21 protein-coding genes are annotated in these 21,809 nt (G+C 34.3%); all 21 read left to right on the top strand.

Going from position 1 to position 21,809, the window contains the following annotated elements; translation table 11 throughout:
- The first annotated feature begins 10 nt into the window (after positions 1-10).
- A complete protein-coding gene (locus K5R64_RS14365) occupies positions 11-937 on the top strand; it encodes a hypothetical protein (protein ID WP_220764407.1) in 927 nt (308 codons plus the stop codon).
- 11 nt (positions 938-948) lie between these two features.
- Positions 949-1,977 (top strand): alpha-1,3-mannosyltransferase family protein, encoded by a 1,029-nt coding sequence (locus K5R64_RS14360; RefSeq protein ID WP_220764405.1) that lies wholly within the window; start codon positions 949-951, stop codon positions 1,975-1,977.
- Complete coding sequence (locus tag K5R64_RS14355; protein ID WP_220764403.1) at positions 1,974-2,945, top strand: hypothetical protein; 972 nt, start codon at positions 1,974-1,976, stop codon at positions 2,943-2,945. The genes K5R64_RS14360 and K5R64_RS14355 overlap by 4 nt, the downstream gene beginning before the upstream one ends.
- Before the next feature lie 8 nt (positions 2,946-2,953).
- On the top strand, positions 2,954-3,604 hold the full coding sequence (locus tag K5R64_RS14350) for a DUF1919 domain-containing protein (protein WP_220764402.1): 651 nt from the start codon (positions 2,954-2,956) through the stop codon (positions 3,602-3,604).
- Positions 3,601-4,656 (top strand): glycosyltransferase, encoded by a 1,056-nt coding sequence (locus tag K5R64_RS14345; RefSeq protein ID WP_220764401.1) that lies wholly within the window; start codon positions 3,601-3,603, stop codon positions 4,654-4,656. Before K5R64_RS14350 ends, K5R64_RS14345 begins: the two co-directional genes overlap by 4 nt.
- Positions 4,647-5,549 carry a glycosyltransferase gene (locus K5R64_RS14340; RefSeq protein WP_220764400.1) on the top strand — a complete coding sequence of 301 codons (903 nt, stop codon included), beginning with the start codon at positions 4,647-4,649 and terminating at the stop codon, positions 5,547-5,549. The genes K5R64_RS14345 and K5R64_RS14340 overlap by 10 nt, the downstream gene beginning before the upstream one ends.
- Positions 5,550-5,607: 58 nt before the next feature.
- Positions 5,608-6,744, top strand: a complete 1,137-nt coding sequence (locus tag K5R64_RS14335) for a glycosyltransferase (RefSeq protein ID WP_220764399.1) — start codon at positions 5,608-5,610, stop codon at positions 6,742-6,744.
- A complete protein-coding gene (locus K5R64_RS14330; protein WP_220764398.1) occupies positions 6,732-7,322 on the top strand; it encodes an acyltransferase in 591 nt (196 codons plus the stop codon). Before K5R64_RS14335 ends, K5R64_RS14330 begins: the two co-directional genes overlap by 13 nt.
- Positions 7,319-8,560 carry a glycosyltransferase family 4 protein gene (locus tag K5R64_RS14325; protein ID WP_220764397.1) on the top strand — a complete coding sequence of 414 codons (1,242 nt, stop codon included), beginning with the start codon at positions 7,319-7,321 and terminating at the stop codon, positions 8,558-8,560. Before K5R64_RS14330 ends, K5R64_RS14325 begins: the two co-directional genes overlap by 4 nt.
- A 13-nt stretch (positions 8,561-8,573) precedes the next feature.
- The gene (locus K5R64_RS14320) at positions 8,574-9,866 is read left to right on the top strand and encodes a hypothetical protein (RefSeq protein ID WP_220764396.1); all 1,293 of its coding nucleotides are present in this window, start codon (positions 8,574-8,576) and stop codon (positions 9,864-9,866) included.
- On the top strand, positions 9,867-11,033 hold the full coding sequence (locus tag K5R64_RS14315; RefSeq protein ID WP_220764394.1) for a glycosyltransferase: 1,167 nt from the start codon (positions 9,867-9,869) through the stop codon (positions 11,031-11,033).
- A 63-nt stretch (positions 11,034-11,096) separates the two neighbouring features.
- The gene (locus tag K5R64_RS14310; protein WP_220764392.1) at positions 11,097-12,176 is read left to right on the top strand and encodes a glycosyltransferase; all 1,080 of its coding nucleotides are present in this window, start codon (positions 11,097-11,099) and stop codon (positions 12,174-12,176) included.
- Positions 12,177-12,287: 111 nt separating this feature from the next.
- A complete protein-coding gene (locus K5R64_RS14305) occupies positions 12,288-13,064 on the top strand; it encodes a hypothetical protein (RefSeq protein ID WP_220764390.1) in 777 nt (258 codons plus the stop codon).
- Positions 13,065-13,164: 100 nt separating this feature from the next.
- The gene (locus tag K5R64_RS14300) at positions 13,165-13,704 is read left to right on the top strand and encodes a putative colanic acid biosynthesis acetyltransferase (RefSeq protein WP_220764388.1); all 540 of its coding nucleotides are present in this window, start codon (positions 13,165-13,167) and stop codon (positions 13,702-13,704) included.
- Positions 13,697-14,515 carry a glycosyltransferase family 2 protein gene (locus K5R64_RS14295; RefSeq protein WP_220764386.1) on the top strand — a complete coding sequence of 273 codons (819 nt, stop codon included), beginning with the start codon at positions 13,697-13,699 and terminating at the stop codon, positions 14,513-14,515. The genes K5R64_RS14300 and K5R64_RS14295 overlap by 8 nt, the downstream gene beginning before the upstream one ends.
- A 7-nt stretch (positions 14,516-14,522) precedes the next feature.
- Positions 14,523-15,464, top strand: coding sequence for a UDP-glucuronic acid decarboxylase family protein (locus K5R64_RS14290; protein WP_220764384.1), 942 nt, complete (start codon positions 14,523-14,525; stop codon positions 15,462-15,464).
- A 242-nt stretch (positions 15,465-15,706) separates the two neighbouring features.
- Positions 15,707-16,453: a glycosyltransferase family 2 protein gene (locus tag K5R64_RS14285; protein ID WP_220764382.1), complete on the top strand. Its 747-nt coding sequence runs from the start codon at positions 15,707-15,709 to the stop codon at positions 16,451-16,453.
- 45 nt (positions 16,454-16,498) lie between these two features.
- Positions 16,499-17,260: a polysaccharide biosynthesis/export family protein gene (locus tag K5R64_RS14280; protein ID WP_220764381.1), complete on the top strand. Its 762-nt coding sequence runs from the start codon at positions 16,499-16,501 to the stop codon at positions 17,258-17,260.
- Between the two features lie 13 nt (positions 17,261-17,273).
- Entirely contained in the window at positions 17,274-19,595 is a 2,322-nt protein-coding gene (locus K5R64_RS14275) for an exopolysaccharide transport family protein (RefSeq protein WP_220764380.1), read from the top strand.
- Positions 19,596-19,662: 67 nt separating this feature from the next.
- Positions 19,663-20,079 (top strand): VanZ family protein, encoded by a 417-nt coding sequence (locus K5R64_RS14270; RefSeq protein WP_220764379.1) that lies wholly within the window; start codon positions 19,663-19,665, stop codon positions 20,077-20,079.
- Positions 20,080-20,082: 3 nt separating this feature from the next.
- Positions 20,083-21,480: an exopolysaccharide biosynthesis polyprenyl glycosylphosphotransferase gene (locus tag K5R64_RS14265; RefSeq protein ID WP_220764378.1), complete on the top strand. Its 1,398-nt coding sequence runs from the start codon at positions 20,083-20,085 to the stop codon at positions 21,478-21,480.
- The last annotated feature ends 329 nt before the right edge of the window (positions 21,481-21,809 follow it).

Below are 21,809 nucleotides of genomic sequence, written 5' to 3'. Positions count from 1 at the left end.
AAAAACAATCATGAAAAAAATACCAGGGCAAGGCGGTTTCACTAAAAAACTAACTACGGAGATCAGCAAGTGGCATCGAAAAAAATTTGCAAATGAAGTGAGTCAAAATTTACCCATTTTGCTAATAAAAATCAATCAAAAGAAACGCATTCCAATGGAAGTAGCTAGTTTTTCTTCCTGTAATGATTACCAAGAGCAACTATTATCCATTTTGTCTTTTGTTCGATACGTAGGAATTCCGATTAAGTGGACTCTTTATTCCGATGGATCACATACCGCAGCACAAATAGCACAACTGGAAGATCATTTTGATTTTTTGAAGGTCAAAAAAGGGATACCATGGAACACTATTAAAACCTTAAAAGGCTTATGTAAAGAAGCGTTAGAAGACTACGAGGAATATTTGATTGATTATGCCAAAAAATTTCCGCTAGGCAAAAAGTTGTTTTACTATTTAAACCATACGATTGAAAATCCAACACTTTTTATAGATTCAGATATTCTATTTTATGAGCAGGCAAAGGTTGTAGAATTATTCCTAACGGAGAGGCCTCAAGCAACAGGATGGTTTATGCCTGATACCAACTGGGGTTGTTTGGATAGCCGATACAAAGCCATATACTCCGAACAAGTATATCAAGTAAACTCTGGTTTTATTTTCGCCAATGTCCCTTTTCAGCATTTGGAAAAGGCACTTGAAATTTTAAAAATCTATGATTTTAGTTATGAATATTTCAGCGAGCAAACCATTTATCATCAATTATTAAAAGACAATAGTTTTATGCCTTTACCTCCTAAAACGTTTGTTTTGGATGCAGGCGATCAATTTGATTTTTCTTATTTATTTACCCCCAAACAAATGGCGGTTCGTCATTATACGGGGCCAGTTAGACATAAAATGTGGCAAAAAAAATACAAATGGCATCTAAGTTTATAAAAATTTAAAGAATGAAAAAAGGAATTGTTTTAGTAGCTAATTTAAAAAGCCAATGGTATTGTGAAAATTTAATTTTTTCGATTAGAAAAAGTGGTTGTAAGCTTCCCATTAGGTTGGTACATTTTGGAGGAGAAAAAATTAACTCTGAATTTGTTCTCAGTGAAGTCGAATTTTTAACGGTTGATGAGTTTTCAAGTGAAGCCAAAGCTTTTATTACAAATTTAGGAAGCGTATTGACCGATTGTCCTAAGGGGTTCTTATACCGTTTCTTGGGTTGGTTTTCTGATTGGGACGAATTCATCTATGCTGATAATGATATTGTAGCCCTAATGAATTGGGAACGACTATTTGAATTTACTGAAGAATATGATTTAGTTCATGCGGATGAAGAATATACCACTCAAGGTATTTACAATTATTTGCAACCTGATAAAATTGAATCGCTTTTTGGTGAAGGTAGTCTCAGTACTGCTATCACAGCCGGACATATTGTGGTAAAAAAGAATCCTAATATGATTGCAGATATGAATGCTGCTATTGAATGGTTTAAAGAACATCCTGAAATCCCTAAGAAACATGACCAATCTTTATTGCATGTTGCCACATTAATAGGAGATTGGAAACTCCTCAATTTATGCAAACCACCGCACAATTGGTTGAGTTCGTGGTCTGGAGATTATGCCAATAGTTTGGATTTAATTCACGCCATACAAGGAGGCTATATTCAGGATACAGCTTCTCATAAAACCTGGTTTTCAATTAAGTCAGATCAATCAAAAACGGAATCTCCTGAACCCTCTCCTGAACCACCTTCTAATACGCCTTCAAATACGCCTATCAGTCATCTGCATTATTCAGGTAGAGGGCGTATAGGTACGGAGCCTATTGATGATTTGATGTTTTCGGATCAAACCAATAAAAAAAGGATGGAACGGCTATTTACAATACAATTGGCAGACATGTTGGGGATAACCTATTATAAAAATCAAAGAAAGCGTGTCAAAAACTATTTAAATCGTATTCTAAAATTTACTGCATGAATTCAGCAATTTGTACCTTATTTGAAGGGCATTATCACTACGGAGTTGCTACACTTTCTAATTCACTGTACAATCAGGGGTTTCGAGGGACAATATTCGCAGGCTATAGAGGGGCGTTACCTTCTTGGATTTTAAAAGGAAAAAAAGAACGACTAGAAAAATGGGAGGAAGCCGTTCGGTTAAAGCCTATTGAGGGATTAGAGCTTGTTTTCTTACCACTCACCACGCATTATAGTCTGACCAATTACAAGCCGGATTTTATGTTGGAATTATGGCATGGAGTAGCAAAAGAAGCAGAAGCTTTATTCTTCTTTGATCCCGATATTGTCGTAGTTGAGCCTTGGGCTTGTTTTGAACAATGGGCTCAATATGGTGTGGCAGTATCCGAAGACATCAATTCGCCCTTGCCAGAATTTCATCCTCGCAGAATAAGTTGGCGAAACTACTTCGAAAAATACGGTATCAAGTTGCAATTCGTCAACCAAATGTATGTTAACGGGGGTTTCGTAGGGCTTGTTAAAAAAGATATTGCGTTTTTGAATTTGTGGGTTCAATTACAAGAAGGAATGGGGGATGCCATAGGCGGGTTGATGAATTCTATTTTTTCCAAAGAAGGTCGTGATACTACCATCGCTCCCATGATAGGTTTTCAATATTTTGATAAGTCGGATCAAGATGCGCTAAATGCAACAATTGAAGCGTATAAAGGCGTTGTGAGTCACATAGGTAAGGAAGGAATGGGGTTTGTTTCTGGACAAATAATGATGTACCACGCTTTAGGAGGCAAAAAACCTTGGTTGAACAATTATTTGGCTTGGGCAATGGAAGGAAAACCACCCAGAGACTTAGATGTGGCTTATTTCAAGAATGTGAATTATCCCATTTTGTCTAATTCTCCTTGGGAAATCAAGAAAAAAAAGATTAGCATCAAGGTGGCTAAATTCATCGGTAGGTTCTATAAAATTTAATGCTATTTATGAATACTGATTTTTGTATTATTTCGAATGATTGTTGGGGAGCTGAGATTTACATCGAGCGTAAAATAGCTTATAATACGCCATTTGTAGGTTTGTTTATTCCGCCTTCCCATTTTGTGAAGATGGCAAATAATCTACAAGCTTATCTGGCAACTGAATTGGTTTTTGTAAAAGAAACAGCGTTTCAGGATTATAAAGAATTGTATAAAAAAGAGCAATATCCCATTGCGTTACTTGGTGATGTCGAAATTCATTTTTTGCATTATACTGATGAAACTCAAGCCCGCTCCAAATGGAACAGACGCTTAAATCGCATGCCCAAAGATACTTCTACTTGGTTCATTAAAGGTTGCGATAGGGAAGTGAGTGATTGGAACCAATTACAGGCTTCATGGAACAGCATTCCATTTAATAAAATTTTCTTTTCTGCAAAAAAAAGAAAGGAACTTGCCCATGCCGTTACGATTACGGAATCGTATGATGAGTATGTAACCGATGGTAAAGCGTTGTATAATTTATCAAAGGATTATTTTGAAATTGACCAATGGATAGATTCAAAAGGGAATTCTTGGGAGCTTAAGACACTTCCGTTCCTACGTAATTTGAATTTTCAGTTTAAAAAACTTAAATACAAAATCAACAAATTATGAAGGGAATCAGTGTAATTGTTTGCTGTTATAATAGTGTTGAAAGGTTAAAACCAACTATTGAACACTTACTCAATCAAGTAGGTATCGCGCCAAATCAATGGGAAATATTGATAATTGATAATGCCTCAACAGATGATACCGCAGCAGTAGCTAGTGATTTGTTAGAAAAGAATAAAACGGAAAACAGTCCCTTTTTTAAGATTATTAAAGAAGTTAAACCGGGTTTGTCAGCAGCTCGAATGTGTGGGATTAACCATGCTTCTTTTGACTTTTTGTTGTTTTGTGACGATGATAATTGGTTGGTCAAAAGTTATTTGCAGGATGCATTGGCGATTATTGCTGCCCATTCCAATGTTGGAGTGATTGGGGGTTATGGGACACCTGTTTTTGAAGGACAAGAACCTCCATATTTTTGGGAAAATCAATACCATACATTGGCAGTAGGTGCACAATATGTTGAAGAAGGCAATATTACCCATACGCGAAAAGTGGTTTATGGTGCTGGAATGATTGTTAACAAAAAAGCTTTTTTGGAATTGATACAGAATTATCAATTTGAATTTCAAGCGACTGGTCGAATAGGAGCCTCACTAGCCAGCAGTGAAGATCATGAGTTGTGCTTAGCGTTACGTATGATAGGTTATGAGGTGTTGTGGTACAAAAGATTACAGTTTTACCATTACATTCCCAAAAATCGTACAGAGATTAATTATTATAAAAAATTGTTTTTGGGTTTTGGGCTTTCCAGTCCTTTATTGATTGGGTATGATTTAGATAAAACAAACCCCATTAATATCAAAAATGATTATCGGTATATAACGCTAAGGAAAATCAAAAACATTCTATCAGCTTACCTTAGAATTTTTTATCATAGAAACATTCTTCAAAGAAGTGAGTATCAAATTTTAGATTTAATACAAGAGCTTTACACTAATATAGGCAGTTTTAAAACTACTGTTAAAGTAAAAAATAACAAAAGAGATAGTTTTATAAACACAAAATTATTCGCCTTGCACGACAAGACAAAACAATCAAATGTAGAATGGATATAGTTACAACGTTATTTGAAGGTCATTACGATAAAGGAGTAGCCGCTTTAGTAAACTCTTTAGTGCAATCCTCTTTTAAAGGAAAAATTTGTATTGGTTATCGAGGAAGTTTGCCTTCATGGGTCAATCAATTGCAAAAAACAGCCAAAGGTTATATAGTTGGCGATGGAATTTCAGTTGTTTTTATGTTGTTAGATATTGATATGCATTTTGGGTATTATAAGCCTTCTTTCATGAAAAAGGTAATCCAAGAACATCCTCAGGTATCGAACATCTATTATTTTGATCCTGATATTGTAGTCACTGCACCTTGGCATTTTATTTCCTCATGGACAAATATAGGAGTGGCAGTTTGTTTGGATAATTGTTTTCCTATGGTTCATCACAACCATCCGTGGCGCAAAGAGTGGCAAAAACTGGCCGATAATAATCAAAAATGTGAGTTGAATTACTATGTAAATAGTGGTTTTATAGGCATCCACAAAGACAGTTTTATATTGCTAAACAGATGGATAGCCTTCACTGAAAAATACAAAGCCAATAAAGGAGATTTATCTCTTTTTGAAAAAGACGGTTTTCGTGCTTTTAAGGGAGATCAAGATTTATTGAATGCCAGCATGACCGTCTCGTCAGACCTTACTTTTAGTATCATTGGAACCGAAGGAATGGGTTTTACGGATCCTGTTTATTTGATGGCTCATGCCGTTGAAAGTGTAAAACCTTGGAAAAATAATTTCATCAAACAAATGGTAATTAACGGACATAAACCCAGCATGGCTGCTAAATTGTTTTTTAACTATTGCCAAAATCCTATTGAAATTTATACAAAATCGCAATTGAGGCTCAAAAAAAGCAACATCAAAGCAGCTTCTATTTTGGGTAGAATCATAGGCTAATGAATTTGTTAGGAGTGTTTTAAAGAGTGCTTCGAAGCAACTAAAAGAATAACAATTCATGAAAATATTTTTTATATGTGGTTCTCTAGAGCCTGGTCGTGATGGGGTAGGCGATTACAGTCGTAGGTTGTGTGGAGCCTTATTGCGTCAAGGTGTTGTTACTCAAATGGCTTCTTTATGGGATCATCATGCTACCACTTTTAGTAAAGAAAACCAAGAGGTTGAGGGAGTGACTATAATAGCAAATAGAATTCCGAAAGCGAGTACTCCTAGCCAAAGATTAACTTGGTTACACACTATTTTAAATGATTTTAAACCCGATTGGATTTCGTTGCAATATGTTCCTTATAGTTTTCATCCCAAAGGATTGCCTTTTTGGTTGCCCTCTTTTTTAAAAAAGATAAAAGGAAATCATCAGTGGCATATTATGTTCCATGAATTATGGATTGGAATGGATTCCAATGTTTCTTTGAAAAATAAATGTATTGGGGTTTTGCAAAAACAATTAGTTCTAAAAATTTTAGATGCAGTAGAAAAAAAAATACTCAATACCCAAATTGATTTGTATCAGTACCAAATAGCTGCTCAGGGATATAAAATAACGCTTCTGCCTTTGTTTAGTAACATTATTAAAAATGAAACATCAAATATAGCGCTTGCATCAAAGGATTCCGAATTGCGATTTTGTCTTTTTGGAAGTATTCACTACGGAGCACCAATTCAAAGATTTATTACTGATTTAAAGCAGGTTGTATTAGGTTTGAAAGAGAAAAAAGAATTGAAGTTTATATTCATAGGAAGTTGCGGAGCGGAGATAGCAAAATGGAAAGAGCAATTAGAAGCGCACTCCATCGATTATGAAGAGACTGGATTTGTCAATGATGAAGAAATAAGCCGCATGTTATCAAGTTGTCACTATGGAATTTCAACCACTCCTTATATTTTAAATCAAAAAAGCGGAAGTTTAGCGGCCATGTTTGATCACGAATTACCAGCGATATGTGTAGCCAGAGACTGGGATGTAAAAGGGTTTAAACAAGAAAATTTTTTGAATTTAATACAGTATAAAAACCAAGAATCGATAAAAACGTTGATGGATAAAAAGTTTATAAGCTCAAACGAGAATCAGATAGCAAGCATAGCCCATCAATTTTTATTGGGATTAAATCAAGGGGAGGTTGTATGGCAAGTTTAAACTATTTATGGCAAAACCGACTTCAATCGAGAGGGTTTAGTGCCCCTTTTTTCAAGAGTTGGGCCAAGCGTTTATTGACTTTTCCAGAGTTACTCAAAAGCAATAGGAGAAGAACTGCTTTAATCCGTAAAGGAGCAACTATAGCGCCCACGGCTGAGATAGGCTTAGTAGTCATTAATGGAAAAAAGGACAATTTAGTCATTGGCGATTTTAGTACGTTAGGTAGGGTCGAAATTGCTTTGCATGATAAAGTAACGATTGGAAATAATGTATGTATCAATGATGGGGTAGTCATCTTGAGTGCCTCTCACGATGTTTCAGACCCCTTATGGCGTCATAAAAAAGCGCCTATCACTATTGGAGATTATGCCTGGATTGCTACAAATGCTATTCTTTTACCAGGAGTAAAGATTGGTAAAGGGGCAGTAGTAGGAGCAGGAGCAGTGGTTAGTAAAGATGTAAACGAATACGCCATTGTCACGGGCAATCCTGCAAAAGAAATAAATAAAAAGAGAACGGAGTCATTGAATTACAATCCTTGTGAATTTCTTGCAACAAATAACGCCTGGTTAAAATGATCGTATTTTCACATCCTACATTAAATGCAAATGCAAAAGCATTGATTCAAGGTTTATTTAAAAATAAAATTTTATATAAATTATATACTTGTGTAGCTATTTTTAAGGGGCAAGTATTGTACAAGTTAGGGGTTAATCCTAAACTAAAAGATTTAAAACGAAGACGTTTGGATAAAAGATGGCAAAAATTTACGGAAGTAAATTCATTTTTTGAGTTTGGACGTTTAATAGCATCAAAATTACAATTAGAGCCCTTAACGAGACATGAAAAAGGATTCTTTTGTATCGATCGGGTATATCAAAAACACGATCATTGGGTAGCAACTACATTAGCAAAAGCAAAAAAGGAAGGTGTGACTGGCGTGTATGCTTACGAAGATGGTGCGTTTGCCACTTTTACCAAAGCAAAACAATTGGGCATAAAATGCATTTACGATTTGCCCATAGGATATTGGAGAATGGCACGTTTATTAATGCAAAAGGAATTTGAACTCAATCCTGAATGGGCTAGCACCTTAACAGGTTTTAATGATTCTGTAGCAAAATTGCAGAAAAAAGATCAGGAGTTAGCATTAGCTGATGTGATTTATGTGGCGAGTAGTTTTACAAAACAAACTTTGACAGCCTATTCCGGAAAGCTAGCCGAAATAAAAGTAATTCCCTATGGTTTTCCAGAGGTAAATTTCAAAAAAGAATACCGCTCACTCGAAGGCCGAAAACTCAAAATTTTATTTGTGGGGGGCTTGTCGCAGCGTAAAGGAATCTCCTATTTGTTTGAAGCAGTTGCTGGATTGCGAGAGCAAGTAGAACTGACTGTCGTGGGGCATAAATCAGTAGCTAATTGTAGTGCATTGAATCAAGCTTTAGAGCAACACCATTGGATTCCTACTTTACCACATCATCAAGTTTTAGCTTGTATGCGCGAACATGATGTTTTTGTCTTCCCCTCTCTTTTTGAAGGTTTTGGTTTGGTAATAACTGAGGCCATGTCGCAAGGGATTCCTGTCATAACCACTGAGCGAACCGCAGGGCCTGATTTGATTACCGAGGAAGAAGATGGATGGATTGTACCAGCGGGTTCCGCATCAGCAATTAAAGAAGTCTTGGAAAAAATACTGGAAGCCCCCCAAGTAGTACAACAATATGGGCTTGCCGCCCAACGCAAAGCACAAACCCGACCTTGGTCCGTATATGCACAAGAAATGGCTGACACTATTTTATCATCAAAGATTTTATAAATAACAGATATTCATGGAGGTAGTAAATAAAAAAGTGAAAAATTCCACGAACAATTCTTTAAAAATTGCTATTTGGTTGTATTTTTTACTTTGGATTTTTGAAGGAGCTTTACGCAAATGGATTTTGCCTGGCCTAGCAACTCCCTTATTAATTGTACGTGACCCTATTGCTATTTACATTATTGCAAGAGCACTTTATGTTAATATAAAATTCATAAATACCTATGTAGTGTTGGGAGGTATTTTTACCTTATTAGGACTGGCCATTACACTAACCTTCGGGCATGGGAATCTATTTGTGGGACTTTATGGTGCACGAATAATGTTACTTCATTTTCCTTTGATTTTTATTATGGGGGAAGTATTGAATAAAGAAGATATTCTTAAACTTGGACGTGTCATGTTAGCTCTTATTATTCTGATGACTTTGATTATCTATTTTCAATTCATCAGTCCACAAACAGCTTATATTAATGTGGGTATAGGAGGAGAAGGAAGTGCTGGTTTTGATGGCGCCATGGGGTATTTTCGTCCTTCTGGAACGTTTTCATTTATATCGGGTTTATCGGCTTTTTATATTTTGGTGTCGGTATATATCTTTTATTTTTGGTTGTCAAATGAGCCATGTTCCAAGGCATTGCTTATTTCGAGTACAATAGCATTGTTGATAGCGATTCCTTTAACTGTAAGTAGAACAGCTGTTTTGGGTGTATTTTTAGTTGGTTTTTTTGCATTCTTAGGTTCTTCTACCAGTGCCAAATCCATAATGCGATTACTACTTACGATTACGGTTATTTTTATTTTAGTTATTGTATTACAAAAAACGACCACAATTTTCAGTTTGGGTACAGAGGTTTTTATGAATCGAGTGGATACTGCCAGTGGTCAGGAAGGAGGGTCGATTGTCATGCGAACCATTGAAGGATTTACACAACCCATAGTGAGTTTGTTAAACGAGCCTTTATTTGCTGGTAAACTAGGAATGGGTACAAATGCAGGGGCACAGATGTTAAGTGGGAGTACAAAATTTTTAATATCCGAGGGGGAGTTGGGCCGTTTGAGTGGTGAACAAGGAATTGTTTTAGGAGGAGGACTCATTGTTTTACGATTGTTTTTTGCCTGTTCGTTGTTTGTTCAATCCATACGATTACCAAGTAACTTAAAATTATTACCCCTCACATTTTGTGGGACAGCTTTATTCTTGATTACGCAAGGACAGTGGGCGCAACCCAGCATTTTGGGCGCTTCGATTATCGCTTCGGGTTTATTAATAGCAAGCCTTAATATCAAATTAGAAACAGATTAGATGAAAATTATACTGTTTACACATCCTACTTTTTTAGCGCATCAAAGCATGCCACGCTACGCTAGTATGTTGCAAAAGGGAATGGAAGATAAAGGGCATCAAGTAGTCATTTGGAGTCCCAAAGCTCGGTTTTATAAAATCCCTTTGGTGTCCTCTTTAAAAAAATGGATGGGTTATATTGATCAGTATGTTTTGTTTCCTATTGAAGTAAAATTTAAACTAAAAAAATGTTCAAAAGACACGCTTTTTGTTTTTGCCGATCAAGCTTTAGGGCCATGGGTTCCACTGGTAAAAAACAGAAAACACATCGTGCATTGTCATGATTTTTTGGCTCTAAAATCCGCTTTAGGAATGATTCCAGAAAATCCAACATCCTTCACAGGAAAACAGTATCAAAATTATATTCGAAAAGGATTTTCAAAAGGCAAAAACTTTATTTCGATTTCGAAAAAAACAGAACAAGATTTACAGCAATTTCATCAAGGAAATATCGAAAGTTCTTCGGTTTGTTATAATGGTTTAAGCCGTCCTTTTTATTACTTATCAGAAAGTCAGTCGATTAAATTAGTAGAAACTAAATTGAGATTAAGTCTAACACAAGGATATATCATGCATATTGGAGGCAATATGTATTATAAAAACAGAAAAGGGGTAATGGAGATTTACAATACGTGGAGAGCAAATTACCATACAAAAATTCCTTTGCTTTTAATAGGAGAAAAGCCTTCGGACGAATTACTGATCCAACGGGAAAAATCAGCATTCAATAACGATATTTATTTCATTTCTGATGTGTCAGATGAATACATTAATAGTGCCTATTCAGGAGCTAAATGTTTGTTGTTTCCTTCTCTAGATGAAGGTTTTGGATGGCCAATAATTGAGGCTATGGCCTCGGGTTGTCCCGTCATAACGGTCAATAAAGCGCCTATGAATGAAGTAGGGGGTACAGCCGCTTATTACATTGAACCCATGCCCAATGATAAAGCATCACTCGGACAATGGAAAAAAGAGGCAGCAACGGTACTGGAAAAAGTGGTTTCCTTACAAGCTGCTGATAGAAAAAAAGCGATAGAAAAATCATTGCAACACTCCAATATGTTCTCCTCGGAATATTCCTTGAATGCAATTGAAACTGTTTATAAAATGATTCATTCCGTTGAATAAAGGAATTAGTCTTACATTTTAATGAAGCTTATTAAGTTCCTTTTCTTCTAAAAAAAACTACACATGAAAGTCATTCACTTTATTGCTCATATTGATAAATCAGAAGGAGGCACTGCTGAGTACATGCGTTTATTGAGTTCAGCATTAAAAAATCATGTAGAATTAATAATTGCTACTGGTTTTTCCCCTCATCCTGTAGAAATTAAAGGGGTAAGAGTCCATTTTTTTAATACCAAAATTGTAAGGTGGTTTTTTAACACTAAGGAGTTTTCCCTTTTTTTAAAAAAAGAAAAACCTAATTTGGTGCATATCAATGGAGTTTGGAACCCTCAAAACTGGGCTTTTCAAAAAGCAGCTCAAAACTTGGGAATTAAAGTTATTGTTTCACCACACGGCATGCTGGAGCCTTGGATTATGAAAAACAATCCCGTTAAAAAAAAAATAGCCTTGTTTTTATACCAGCGAAAAGCCCTTATGCAATCACAGTACCTACATGCTACTGCTCAAATGGAAGCCGATAATATTCAAACATTAGGTTTTAAAAATCCGATTTCTATCATTCCAAATGGTATCGATTTGCAAGAAGTATTGGAAACCAAAACACAATATGGAAGCCGAAAAATGGTATTTATTTCTCGCATTCATCCAAAAAAAGGAATTGAATTATTGTTAGAAGCTTGGAGCAAATGCAATACAAATGGATGGTTGTTAGAAATTGCAGGCAATGGGGAGGATAAGTATGTTGCCCAACTGAATGAAAGTGCCTTAGGAATAAAAAATGTACATTTTGTAGGTGCTAAATATGGGGAAGCCAAATGGAAATTTTTAAAATCGGCTGATGTGATGGTATTGCCTACACATAGTGAAAATTTTGGAATTGTAGTGGCCGAAGCTTTGGCTTTGGGCATTCCTGTTATAACCACTCAAGGCACACCTTGGAATGATTTAGAAACATACCAATGCGGTTGGTGGATTCCACTATCGGTTGCCAATTTAGAAAAAACCATCGCAAAAGCAATTAACACCCCTGCTGAACAGTTACAAATTATGGGGGAAAGAGGAAGGCAATTAGTGGCTGAAAAATACGAAATCAAGGTGACTACAAATCAGCTTTTACAATTATACCAAAAGATACTTACATAAATAATAAGGGGGTGACTTTTGTAAGATTGGGGTGTTGCAATTGTTGTAAAATGATTGATGAACGACATTGTAAAGCACGTTCAGGCGGCCAAAAAAAGGAACAAAAGAAAGATGAAAAACAGTGCAACTGGAAATAAAAATATGATTTTGCTTTTAACAGCATCTATAGCGCCTAAACAGTTTAAAAACAGTATTGAAAGAAATGATGTTAAAACTAGATTAGAAGACTATAAGAAGGCATTAAAATTCTGGTTGCATCACAAAGACGCTAACATCACTGAAATCATATTTGCCGAAAATTCAGGTTATGATTTAACTGAAATTAAGCAAATTTTTGAACTTGAAAATAGTTACAATAGAAAATACCATTTAATCCAAAAAGAAGAAACACCAGCACCTGAGGGATTCCATTATGGCTATTCCGAATTAGAACTCCTGGATTATGTATTTGAGAAATATCCTTTTGCAAGTACTGAGGATTATTTTATAAAAGTGACCGGTAGGTTGTATTTTCCTGAACTCTCAAAGTTGATATTGGTTACGATTCCCCATTATTTATTTGTGGCGGATAGTAGGATTTACAATTTTTTTGGGTTGCAAAACAAACATATTTTGACTACCGTATTTATTTGCCGAGTGGATTTTTACCAAAAATATATATTCAATCAAAAAGGGAAGATGAAGGATTTAACTCATTCGCTTTTTGAAACGTTATTGGTTGAATTATTATACGAGAAAGTTCAACATGCACTCTTACGTTTTCCTTTTAATCTAAACCCCATAGGTATTGGGGCACATTCTAATAAAAATTATGGCTCTTTGAAAAATACCTTAATGAATACAATCAGAGCCACGTTTAGGAAAATAGCGCCCAATTTTTGGATTTAATCCTATTCACTCAACTTTTAATAATGGATTTTTTCAAAGGCAGAAGTGTCCCAGAAATCAGCAATTTATACCAATTTATTAATTTAAACGTAATCGTTCTTTGGATTTAGCTACTTACAGTCATTCATTTAGTTTGAAAAACAAAATTTCAAGATTAGTTTGGAATGTATGTTACATCATTTTGTTTAGACCCTTTGCTTCCCGATTTTTTATAAAATGGCGCGTTTTTGTTTTAAAATGTTTTGGAGCTAAAATTGAATGGACTAGCAACATTTATGCTTCTGCAAAAATTTGGGCTCCATGGAATTTACAAATCGCTTACAATTCCACCTTAGGACCTCATGTAGATTGCTACAACCAAGGAAAAATAACTATTGGAGCGAATACCATAATTTCTCAAAAAACGTATTTGTGTGCTTCGACCCATGATTACAACCAAAAAGATTTTCCGCTTCTTCTCAAACCAATCACAATTGGGAATGGAGTTTGGGTCGCTGCTAATGCTTTTATAGGGCCTGGAGTCATTATTGAAAATCATGCTGTGGTTGCTGCTTGTGCAGTAGTTGTAAAAAATGTGGAAAAAAATACAATCGTTGGTGGAAACCCAGCAAGAAATTTAAAAGTGAGAAATTATGAATAAAATACCCGTAACGGTTATTGTTTCTGTAAAAAATGAGGCTTTAAATTTGCCTTCTTGCCTAGAAAAACTAATGCAGTTTGCCCAGATTATTGTCGTGGATTCAGGAAGTACTGATGGTACCCAAAACATTGCTTTAAGCATGGGTGCCGAAGTAATAGAATTCAAATGGAATGGTAAATTTCCTAAAAAACGCAATTGGGCTTTACAAAACGCAACGCTTCATCATGAATGGGTTTTGTTTTTGGATGCAGATGAATTTGTTACCAAAGCCTTTGTTGAAGAAGTTGCCATTAAAATACAAGACCCTACTTATAATGGCTTTACGATTCAGTTTCAAAATTATTTCATGGGTAAGAAATTGAAATATGGGTATGGATTTCAAAAATCGGCTCTTTTTAGAAAATCAAAAGGGGCTTATGAAAAAGTTGAAGAGGATATGTGGAGCCACCTAGATATGGAAGTGCATGAACATCCAATCATAGAAGGGAAAGTAGGGGTGATTCATGCCAAGGTCGTGCATAAAGATTTTAAAGATTTAGACCATTATATAGCCAAACACAATGCTTATTCTTCTTGGGAAGCGCAACGCTATTTACAACTAAAACAATCAAAGAATTACCTTTTATCCTTAAATCAAAAAATTAAATACAACCTACTTAATACGGGTTTGCTTCCTATCGTTTATTTTTTAGGAGCTTATGTTTTAAAATTAGGTTTTTTAGATGGCAAAGAGGGGTTTTATTTAGCGTGTTACAAATCACATTACTTTTTCCAAATTCAAACAAAAGTGCAATTATTAAAAAATAAATAAGATTGATATGAAAAAAATATTAATAACTGGCGGAGCGGGATTTGTAGGGTCTCATTTGTGTAAAAGATTATTAAACGAAGGAAATGAGATCATTTGCTTAGACAATTACTTTACAGGGGCTAAATCCAATATTATCGAACTATTAGATCATCCTTATTTTGAATTGGTTCGACATGATATTACGGAACCGTATTATGCTGAGGTGGATGAAATTTATAATTTGGCTTGTCCAGCATCACCAGTTCACTATCAATACAATCCCATTAAAACGGTAAAAACATCGGTAATGGGAGCTATAAATGTGTTAGGACTGGCAAAAAGAGTAAGAGCCAAAGTATTACAAGCCAGTACTAGTGAAGTATATGGTGACCCTCTGGTGCATCCACAAACAGAAAGTTATTGGGGACATGTAAACCCAATTGGAATTCGCTCTTGTTATGACGAAGGAAAACGTTGTGCTGAGACCTTATTTATGGATTATCATAATCAAAATAAAGTAGCTATCAAAATCATCCGAATTTTTAATACGTACGGTCCTAATATGAATCCTGCTGATGGGCGTGTCGTCTCAAATTTTATCGTGCAAGCGCTTCAAGGAAAAGATATCACTATTTTTGGAGATGGTTTGCAAACTCGTTCGTTTCAGTATGTAGATGATTTGGTGGAAGGTATGGTACGAATGATGGCTTCAGAACCTAGCTTTTTAGGTCCAGTAAACTTAGGAAACCCTAACGAATTTACGATGCTTGAATTAGCAAATGCAATAATTGAGTTAACAGGATCTAAGTCAAAAATTATTCATCTTGAACTACCGCAAGATGATCCCAAACAAAGACAACCAGATATTTCTTTGGCAAAAGAAAAACTTGATGGTTGGCAACCCCAAACACAATTGCGTGAAGGCTTAATTACTACCATTAATTATTTTGATGACCTACTAAAAGCGTAAAAATAAAACGTGTTTCCACTGCAATCAATTGCCAGAAAAAAAAGCCGATTGTACTAAAATATTTTCTGCTCCACTACCTAAACAACCTTTCACGGGCGTTTTTTTCTAAAACTTACCCAATTACAAAAAACGCTTTGCTTGTCATTTCATTAGAAAGTTTTCTGCCCATTTTAAAAGGAGGAGAAGATTGCTGAATGCACTTTAATTTCGATGCCGTTTTTTTAATTCTAAAATGAATTTTTATGAGAATTACCATAATAACCGTTTGTTACAATCGAAGCTCGACCATTGAAAAAGCAATTAAAAGTGTTTTGAATCAGAATTATCAAAATATCGAGTACATCATTATTGATGGGAATTCTACAGATGGAACCCAAAAAATCATCGAAAAGTACCGCGATAGGTTAAGTCAATATATTTCGGAGCCTGATAAAGGTATGTATGATGCCATTAATAAAGGATTGCATTTAGCAACAGGAGATGTTATTGGCTTAATGCACTCTGACGATGAGTTTTATGATGAAAAAGTAATTAGTACGATTGTTAAGCGTTTTAATTTTGAAAAAAACATTGACGGTGTGTATGGTGATGGTATTTATGTTTCGAATGATACCGAGGAGCGACTCATTAGAAACCGAATAGGAGGAGCTTTTAGTTTACAAAAAATCAAAGCAGGGTGGTTGCCACTTCATCCTACCGTTTACTTAAAAAAAACGATAATAGATCAATACGGTCTTTACAATCTAGATTTTAAAATTGCATCAGACACCGAATTTTTACTTCGCTATTTGTATAAATATAAAATTAAGATGAGTTACATTAATACCTACATCGTAAAAATGAGAATGGGAGGTATGAGTACGAATATCAAACGCGTTTTTGAAGTTTTATATGAAGATTATAAAATTTACAAATTTCACGGCCTAACGGCTTTTTTAGTGGTATTTCTTAAAAAAACGAATGCTTTACGCCAATATTTGGTTCACTAATTCTTTCATCATCAACCCCATTTACCAATCTAAATTATACCCATTATGAAAAAAAACGTTGCTTCAATAATTTTTTTGCTTTTACTGGTAACACAATCGTGTACCACTAAGAAAGATATGTTGTATTTGCAAGATATGGATGCTCATTCCAATAAGAATTTATCTTTTGTAATGACTAAAATACAACCAAATGATATCTTGAAAATTGATGTAAGTGATCTCAATCCAGTAGTAGCAGCACCATTTAATTTAAATGTAGGAGCTGGTTCTTCATCTGTTCAAATGATGGAATTGTCAGGTTATTTAGTAACACCTGAGGGTACTATAACAATGCCTATTCTTAATGAAATCAGTGTAGTAGGTTTGTCTCCTTCAAAAATTGAAAGTGTTATTAAAAATCGCTTAATCGATGAAGGGTATTTAGTAAACCCTACGGTACAAGTTCGGGTTCTCAATAATAAGTTTACCATTCTGGGAGAAGTGCGTTCACCAGGAGTTTATCCCTTTACAGAAGAATCAATAAGCTTATTAGATGCAATAGGTATGGCGGGAGATTTAACTTATTCTGCCATTCGTAAAGACATACAGTTACTAAGAGAAACAAACGGAAAGCGGATGGTTTATCACATTGATTTAACCACGGCCGCTTGGATGTCTAATCCCGATTTTCAAATAAGACAAAATGATGTCATCATTGTGGTGCCTAATAAACTAAAAGTAAATAGTGGAGGATTGATCAAAGATCCGCTACAAGTTATAGGAGTAATAGCTTCGTTACTTGCTATTATTTTATTGATATCTAAATAAAAAAAATAAGAATATGGATTTTAAGAAAGAATTTTTAAAGTATTTCCAGTATTGGCCTTGGATTTTAGTTAGTTTACTATTAAGTGTGGGGGCAGCCTATGTTTTTATAAAAACAGCAGATACGACTTATCAAACAGCAGCAGTCATTAACATCGATAAAAAACAAGAAGAAAGCGCCAAAATAAGCCCTTTTAGTAAGGATTATGAAAAGAAAAAAGAAATTGATTTACAGGACGAAATTGCACTCGCAACCTCTACTGATTTATTATCGAAAGCAGTTAATAATTTAAATTTGAATATTAATTATTTTGAAAAACATTTTCTGCATCATAAATTGTCAGACGATATTCCGTTTGTAATTCATACAAACCTGCCCAATGATTCCTTACCTGATGTAAAATACGAGGTTAAAGTAGTTAATGAAGGATTCTTTATCACTAATACATTTACTTCAAAAACCTATTTAATTCACGGCTATAATTCGGTTAACACAGCCAAGGACTTACCTTTTACAATTCAATTAACCCCTTTGGCTAGGAAAAATGTGGCGGCTTATTTATCAAAGGAGTATGTACTGACTCTTGAATCAACTACTACTGCTGTAAATCATTTAAAGTCGGTATTAAATGTTCAACCCTTTGAGGATACAAATACCCATTTAAGATTGACTCATGTAGGAACAGATCCAGTGCGTTCTAGAAAAATTTTGGATGAAATTATTTCCTTACTAGATAAAAATATTGTGTTTAATAAACAAAAAATGGTTAAAAGTAAAATCGATTATTTAAATCAACGAATAGCTGTTTTTTTAAAAGAGAGGGATTCCATTCAAGGGGTAAAGGAAAAGTATTTGAAAAATAATGACATCTTAGTCTTAGATAAATTTATTGCTGATAAAACGAATGTAAAGAACGTTAAAAAGGAAAATTCGATGCTCAATGCAAGACAAATTGAGTTGACTAAGTTTGCCATTAATGATATCAAAAGAACTCCTAGTACTTCAGCTTTAGGAACAGGGTATAATTTAGATATGCCTACAGTAAATCAGTTGATTACAGCGTATAATGCGAGTATTTTAGAGAGTCAGTTAATCTTACAACGAGCTCAAAAAAACAATCCCACTTATGTTAGCTTGCAACTCCAACTTGCTATGCAAAAACAAGTCATTTTGAATAGTTTAGAAGGTTATTTAAATACCCTTTACAAAAGTAATGCTGCAAATCAATCCGAACAATATACCGCAAACATAGAGGCAAGAAGTATTCCCACTAAGGATAAAGATTTAGGAAATATTAATACCAACATTAATTTAAAAGAGGAAATTTACTTGGATTTATTGCAAAAAAGAGAAGAAGCAATATTGAACAGTGCCATTTTAGCCTCTAATTTAACAACGGTAAGTCCTCCTCAAACGAATTATTCGGCTATTTTTCCGCAACCCAAATCCTTTATGCTGGGAGCATTTCTATTTGGTTTGTTGATTCCTTTGGGCATTATATTTCTAAGTTTGCTTTTAGATAGTAAAATTTATAGTGAAGATGATATTGCTAAAGAATTCTCACACATCCCTTTTCTTGGAATATTACCTAAAGTTGATGATTATAAAAAAATAGACAATTCGCCAAATTCACGAACAGTTCTCGCGGAAGCCTCACGAATCTTATTTTCTAATTTAGGTTTTTTATTACCTAGAAAAAATGTGAATACAGCAAATGTACTTTTGTTTACCTCTGCTATACAAGGTGAAGGAAAATCGTTTTGCGCGTTTCATATGGCGGCAACTATCAGCAATCTTAATAAAAAAGTGTTATTAATTGGTGCTGATTTAAGGAATCCTCAATTAGATTCATTTTTTAGCGTCAAAAAAAACGAATTGGGATTAACGAACTATCTGTCTAATAAAGCAGATAATTGGAGAGAATTATTAGTTAAAGACCCAAATCTTTCGGATAATCTTGACACGATTTTCTCAGGAGAAATCTCTCCTAATCCCACTCAATTATTGAGTAATTCTAATTTTCAAAGTCTAATTGATGAGGCCAAACCACTTTATGATTTTATCATTATAGATTCGGCTCCCGTTCAACTGGTTTCTGACACCCTAAATTTTAGCCATCTGGCTGATGTGACTTTGTTTGTATTGCGGTATAATTATACGGATAAAAGAACCTTAACTCAAATCAATAATTTCATCAAAAAAGACCAATTAAAAAATGTAGGGGTTCTTATCAACAGTGTAAGTTCGAAAGGGTTAAAATCTTTTACTTATGGCGCTAGTTATGGGTATCAATATACTGAAAAAAAGAAAAAAAAATCTTGGCTAAAAGGAGCGTAAAACCTGATTTTGATGCTAAAATTAATCGATACTAAACAAAAGATTTTTACTAAACTTAATAAGTAAAATGATGTCAAAAAAAATTATTCTATTTCTTTTACTTGTTACTATTGCAATCGTTTTTTATTATTCATGGCAATCAGATCCTAGTTTGGAAAATAATACATACTTGCCACAATGGCTTCTAAAATGGAGTAATGAATATTATAATTTACGTACAGCTATTCCTTTTTTAGCGGTAGGCTTTTTACTAGAAGCGTATTCACAATACAAGGGAATTTATGAAATGGATTACAATCAAAAAGCCCGTTTTTTTCAAAATATAGGGATAGCAACAATTATCGCGTTTGTTGCTGAAGGAGGACAATTTCTTATTCAGAGTCGAAGTCCAGATTTGATGGATGTATTCTATGCGACTATAGGAAGTTTAATTGGAGGATTAGGATATTATATGTTTTCAATGTTGTTTAACTCTAATAGATAAGAAATGAGAAATAGACATAAATTCACTTTCATAATTTGTTGTGCTATCGGAGATTTAATTGCCATGGTACTTGGTACAATGATATTTTTGAATTTTGCAATAGAGGAGCAGATGGCTTGGAATGCATTGTTTTTAAATAAAATAATTCCAATTACCATTTTGACGTGGTTGTTTTCAATCAGCTATTTTAGATTGTATCAAGTAGGAGTTCTATTTAATTTAGATGTATTTTTCGCAAATAGTTGGCGTGCATTCTTCACACAACAAATTTTGTGGTACAGCTATATTTATATTTTCAATAATGACAATTTAAGTTTTGGGCGTGGCAAAGTTTTTCTGATTCAATTGAGTTTTTTGCTCACTTATTTTTTTCTGTCAAGAGTCTTGTTTACACTTGTCATTTTAAAAATCAAAAGATGGTTCAGACGGTTTAATGTCGCCATTTGGGGATTTAATAAAACCAGTATTGAACTCGCCTCGTATCTAGAGAATCATTCCTATTTTATTCAGTTTGTAGGGATTATTAATGAAAATTCATCTGAAATTTATACCACCAGAGAAGAATTCAGCCATGCACTGATAAATGCCATACATAAGGCATCAGAAGACAATATCAATGAATTGTACATTGTAGCACAGCCGGATTTTATTACTGATTTGAATATATTTTTTGAACTGGGTGATAAGTATTGCATGCGATTGAAATTTATCCCAGATTTATCTTTGATTTCCAAGAAACATTTCAATATCAGTAATTTAGAACAATTTCATGTCATCAAACCTCGATTTGAACCGTTACAAAATGCTTACAATAGATTGGTAAAAAGAGTCTTTGACCTTACTTTTAGTTTAATGGTTATTGTATTCATCCTGTCATGGCTGTATCCTTTAATGGCAATTTTAATTAAAAGACAAAGTCCAGGCCCCGTTTTGTATAAACAAATGCGAACTGGTAAAAAGAATGAACCTTTTTGGTGTTATAAATTCCGAAGCATGTATGTAAATGTGGGAGACGAAACAGAGCAAGCCAAGAGAGGCGATTCTAGAGTGACACCCATAGGTAAGTTTTTACGCCGCACCAGTTTAGACGAAATGCCTCAGTTTTTTAATGTTTTTATGGGAAAAATGAGTGTTGTAGGACCACGTCCACACATGTTAAAACATACTACAGATTACAATGGACACATCAACAATTTTATGGTACGTCATTTTGTGAAACCTGGAATTACAGGTTTAGCTCAGGTTTCAGGTCTTAGAGGTGAAACTAAAAAAGTATCGGATATGAAACGAAGGGTAATGGCTGATATCAAGTATTTACAGGAATGGAGTCTAATTATGGATATAAAAATTTGTTTACTAACCGTGATTGTAACCCTAAAGGGGGATGAAAATGCTTTTTAAATTTAAAAAATAGAAATTATGGAAATTACTAATTACTTAATTGGATTACTCACAGGTGTCTCTTTGACAGCATTTTTTGTTGGAAAAGCATGGTATAGGTATTATACTAAATATACTATTCAACAGAAGCAATTGAGTCGAATATTAAAATTAAATGACAAAATTAAAAAACTAAAGAATTTTGAATCTCCAAAAAAAACAAGAATAAAGGTCTAAGAGTAGCATCGTCTTTTTAAGAAAACGAATCCATCATCAAATAAATTTCAATAAATAGGAGGAAAATGGAATAATGTTGTTTCATGAAATTAGTTTAAAAATGACACCCTGTG

The organism is Flavobacterium sp. UMI-01, from assembly GCF_019656315.1.
GTDB lineage: Bacteria > Bacteroidota > Bacteroidia > Flavobacteriales > Flavobacteriaceae > Flavobacterium.
Note: the sequence above shows the minus strand (reverse complement) of the source record. Positions and strands in the feature narration are given on the sequence as shown.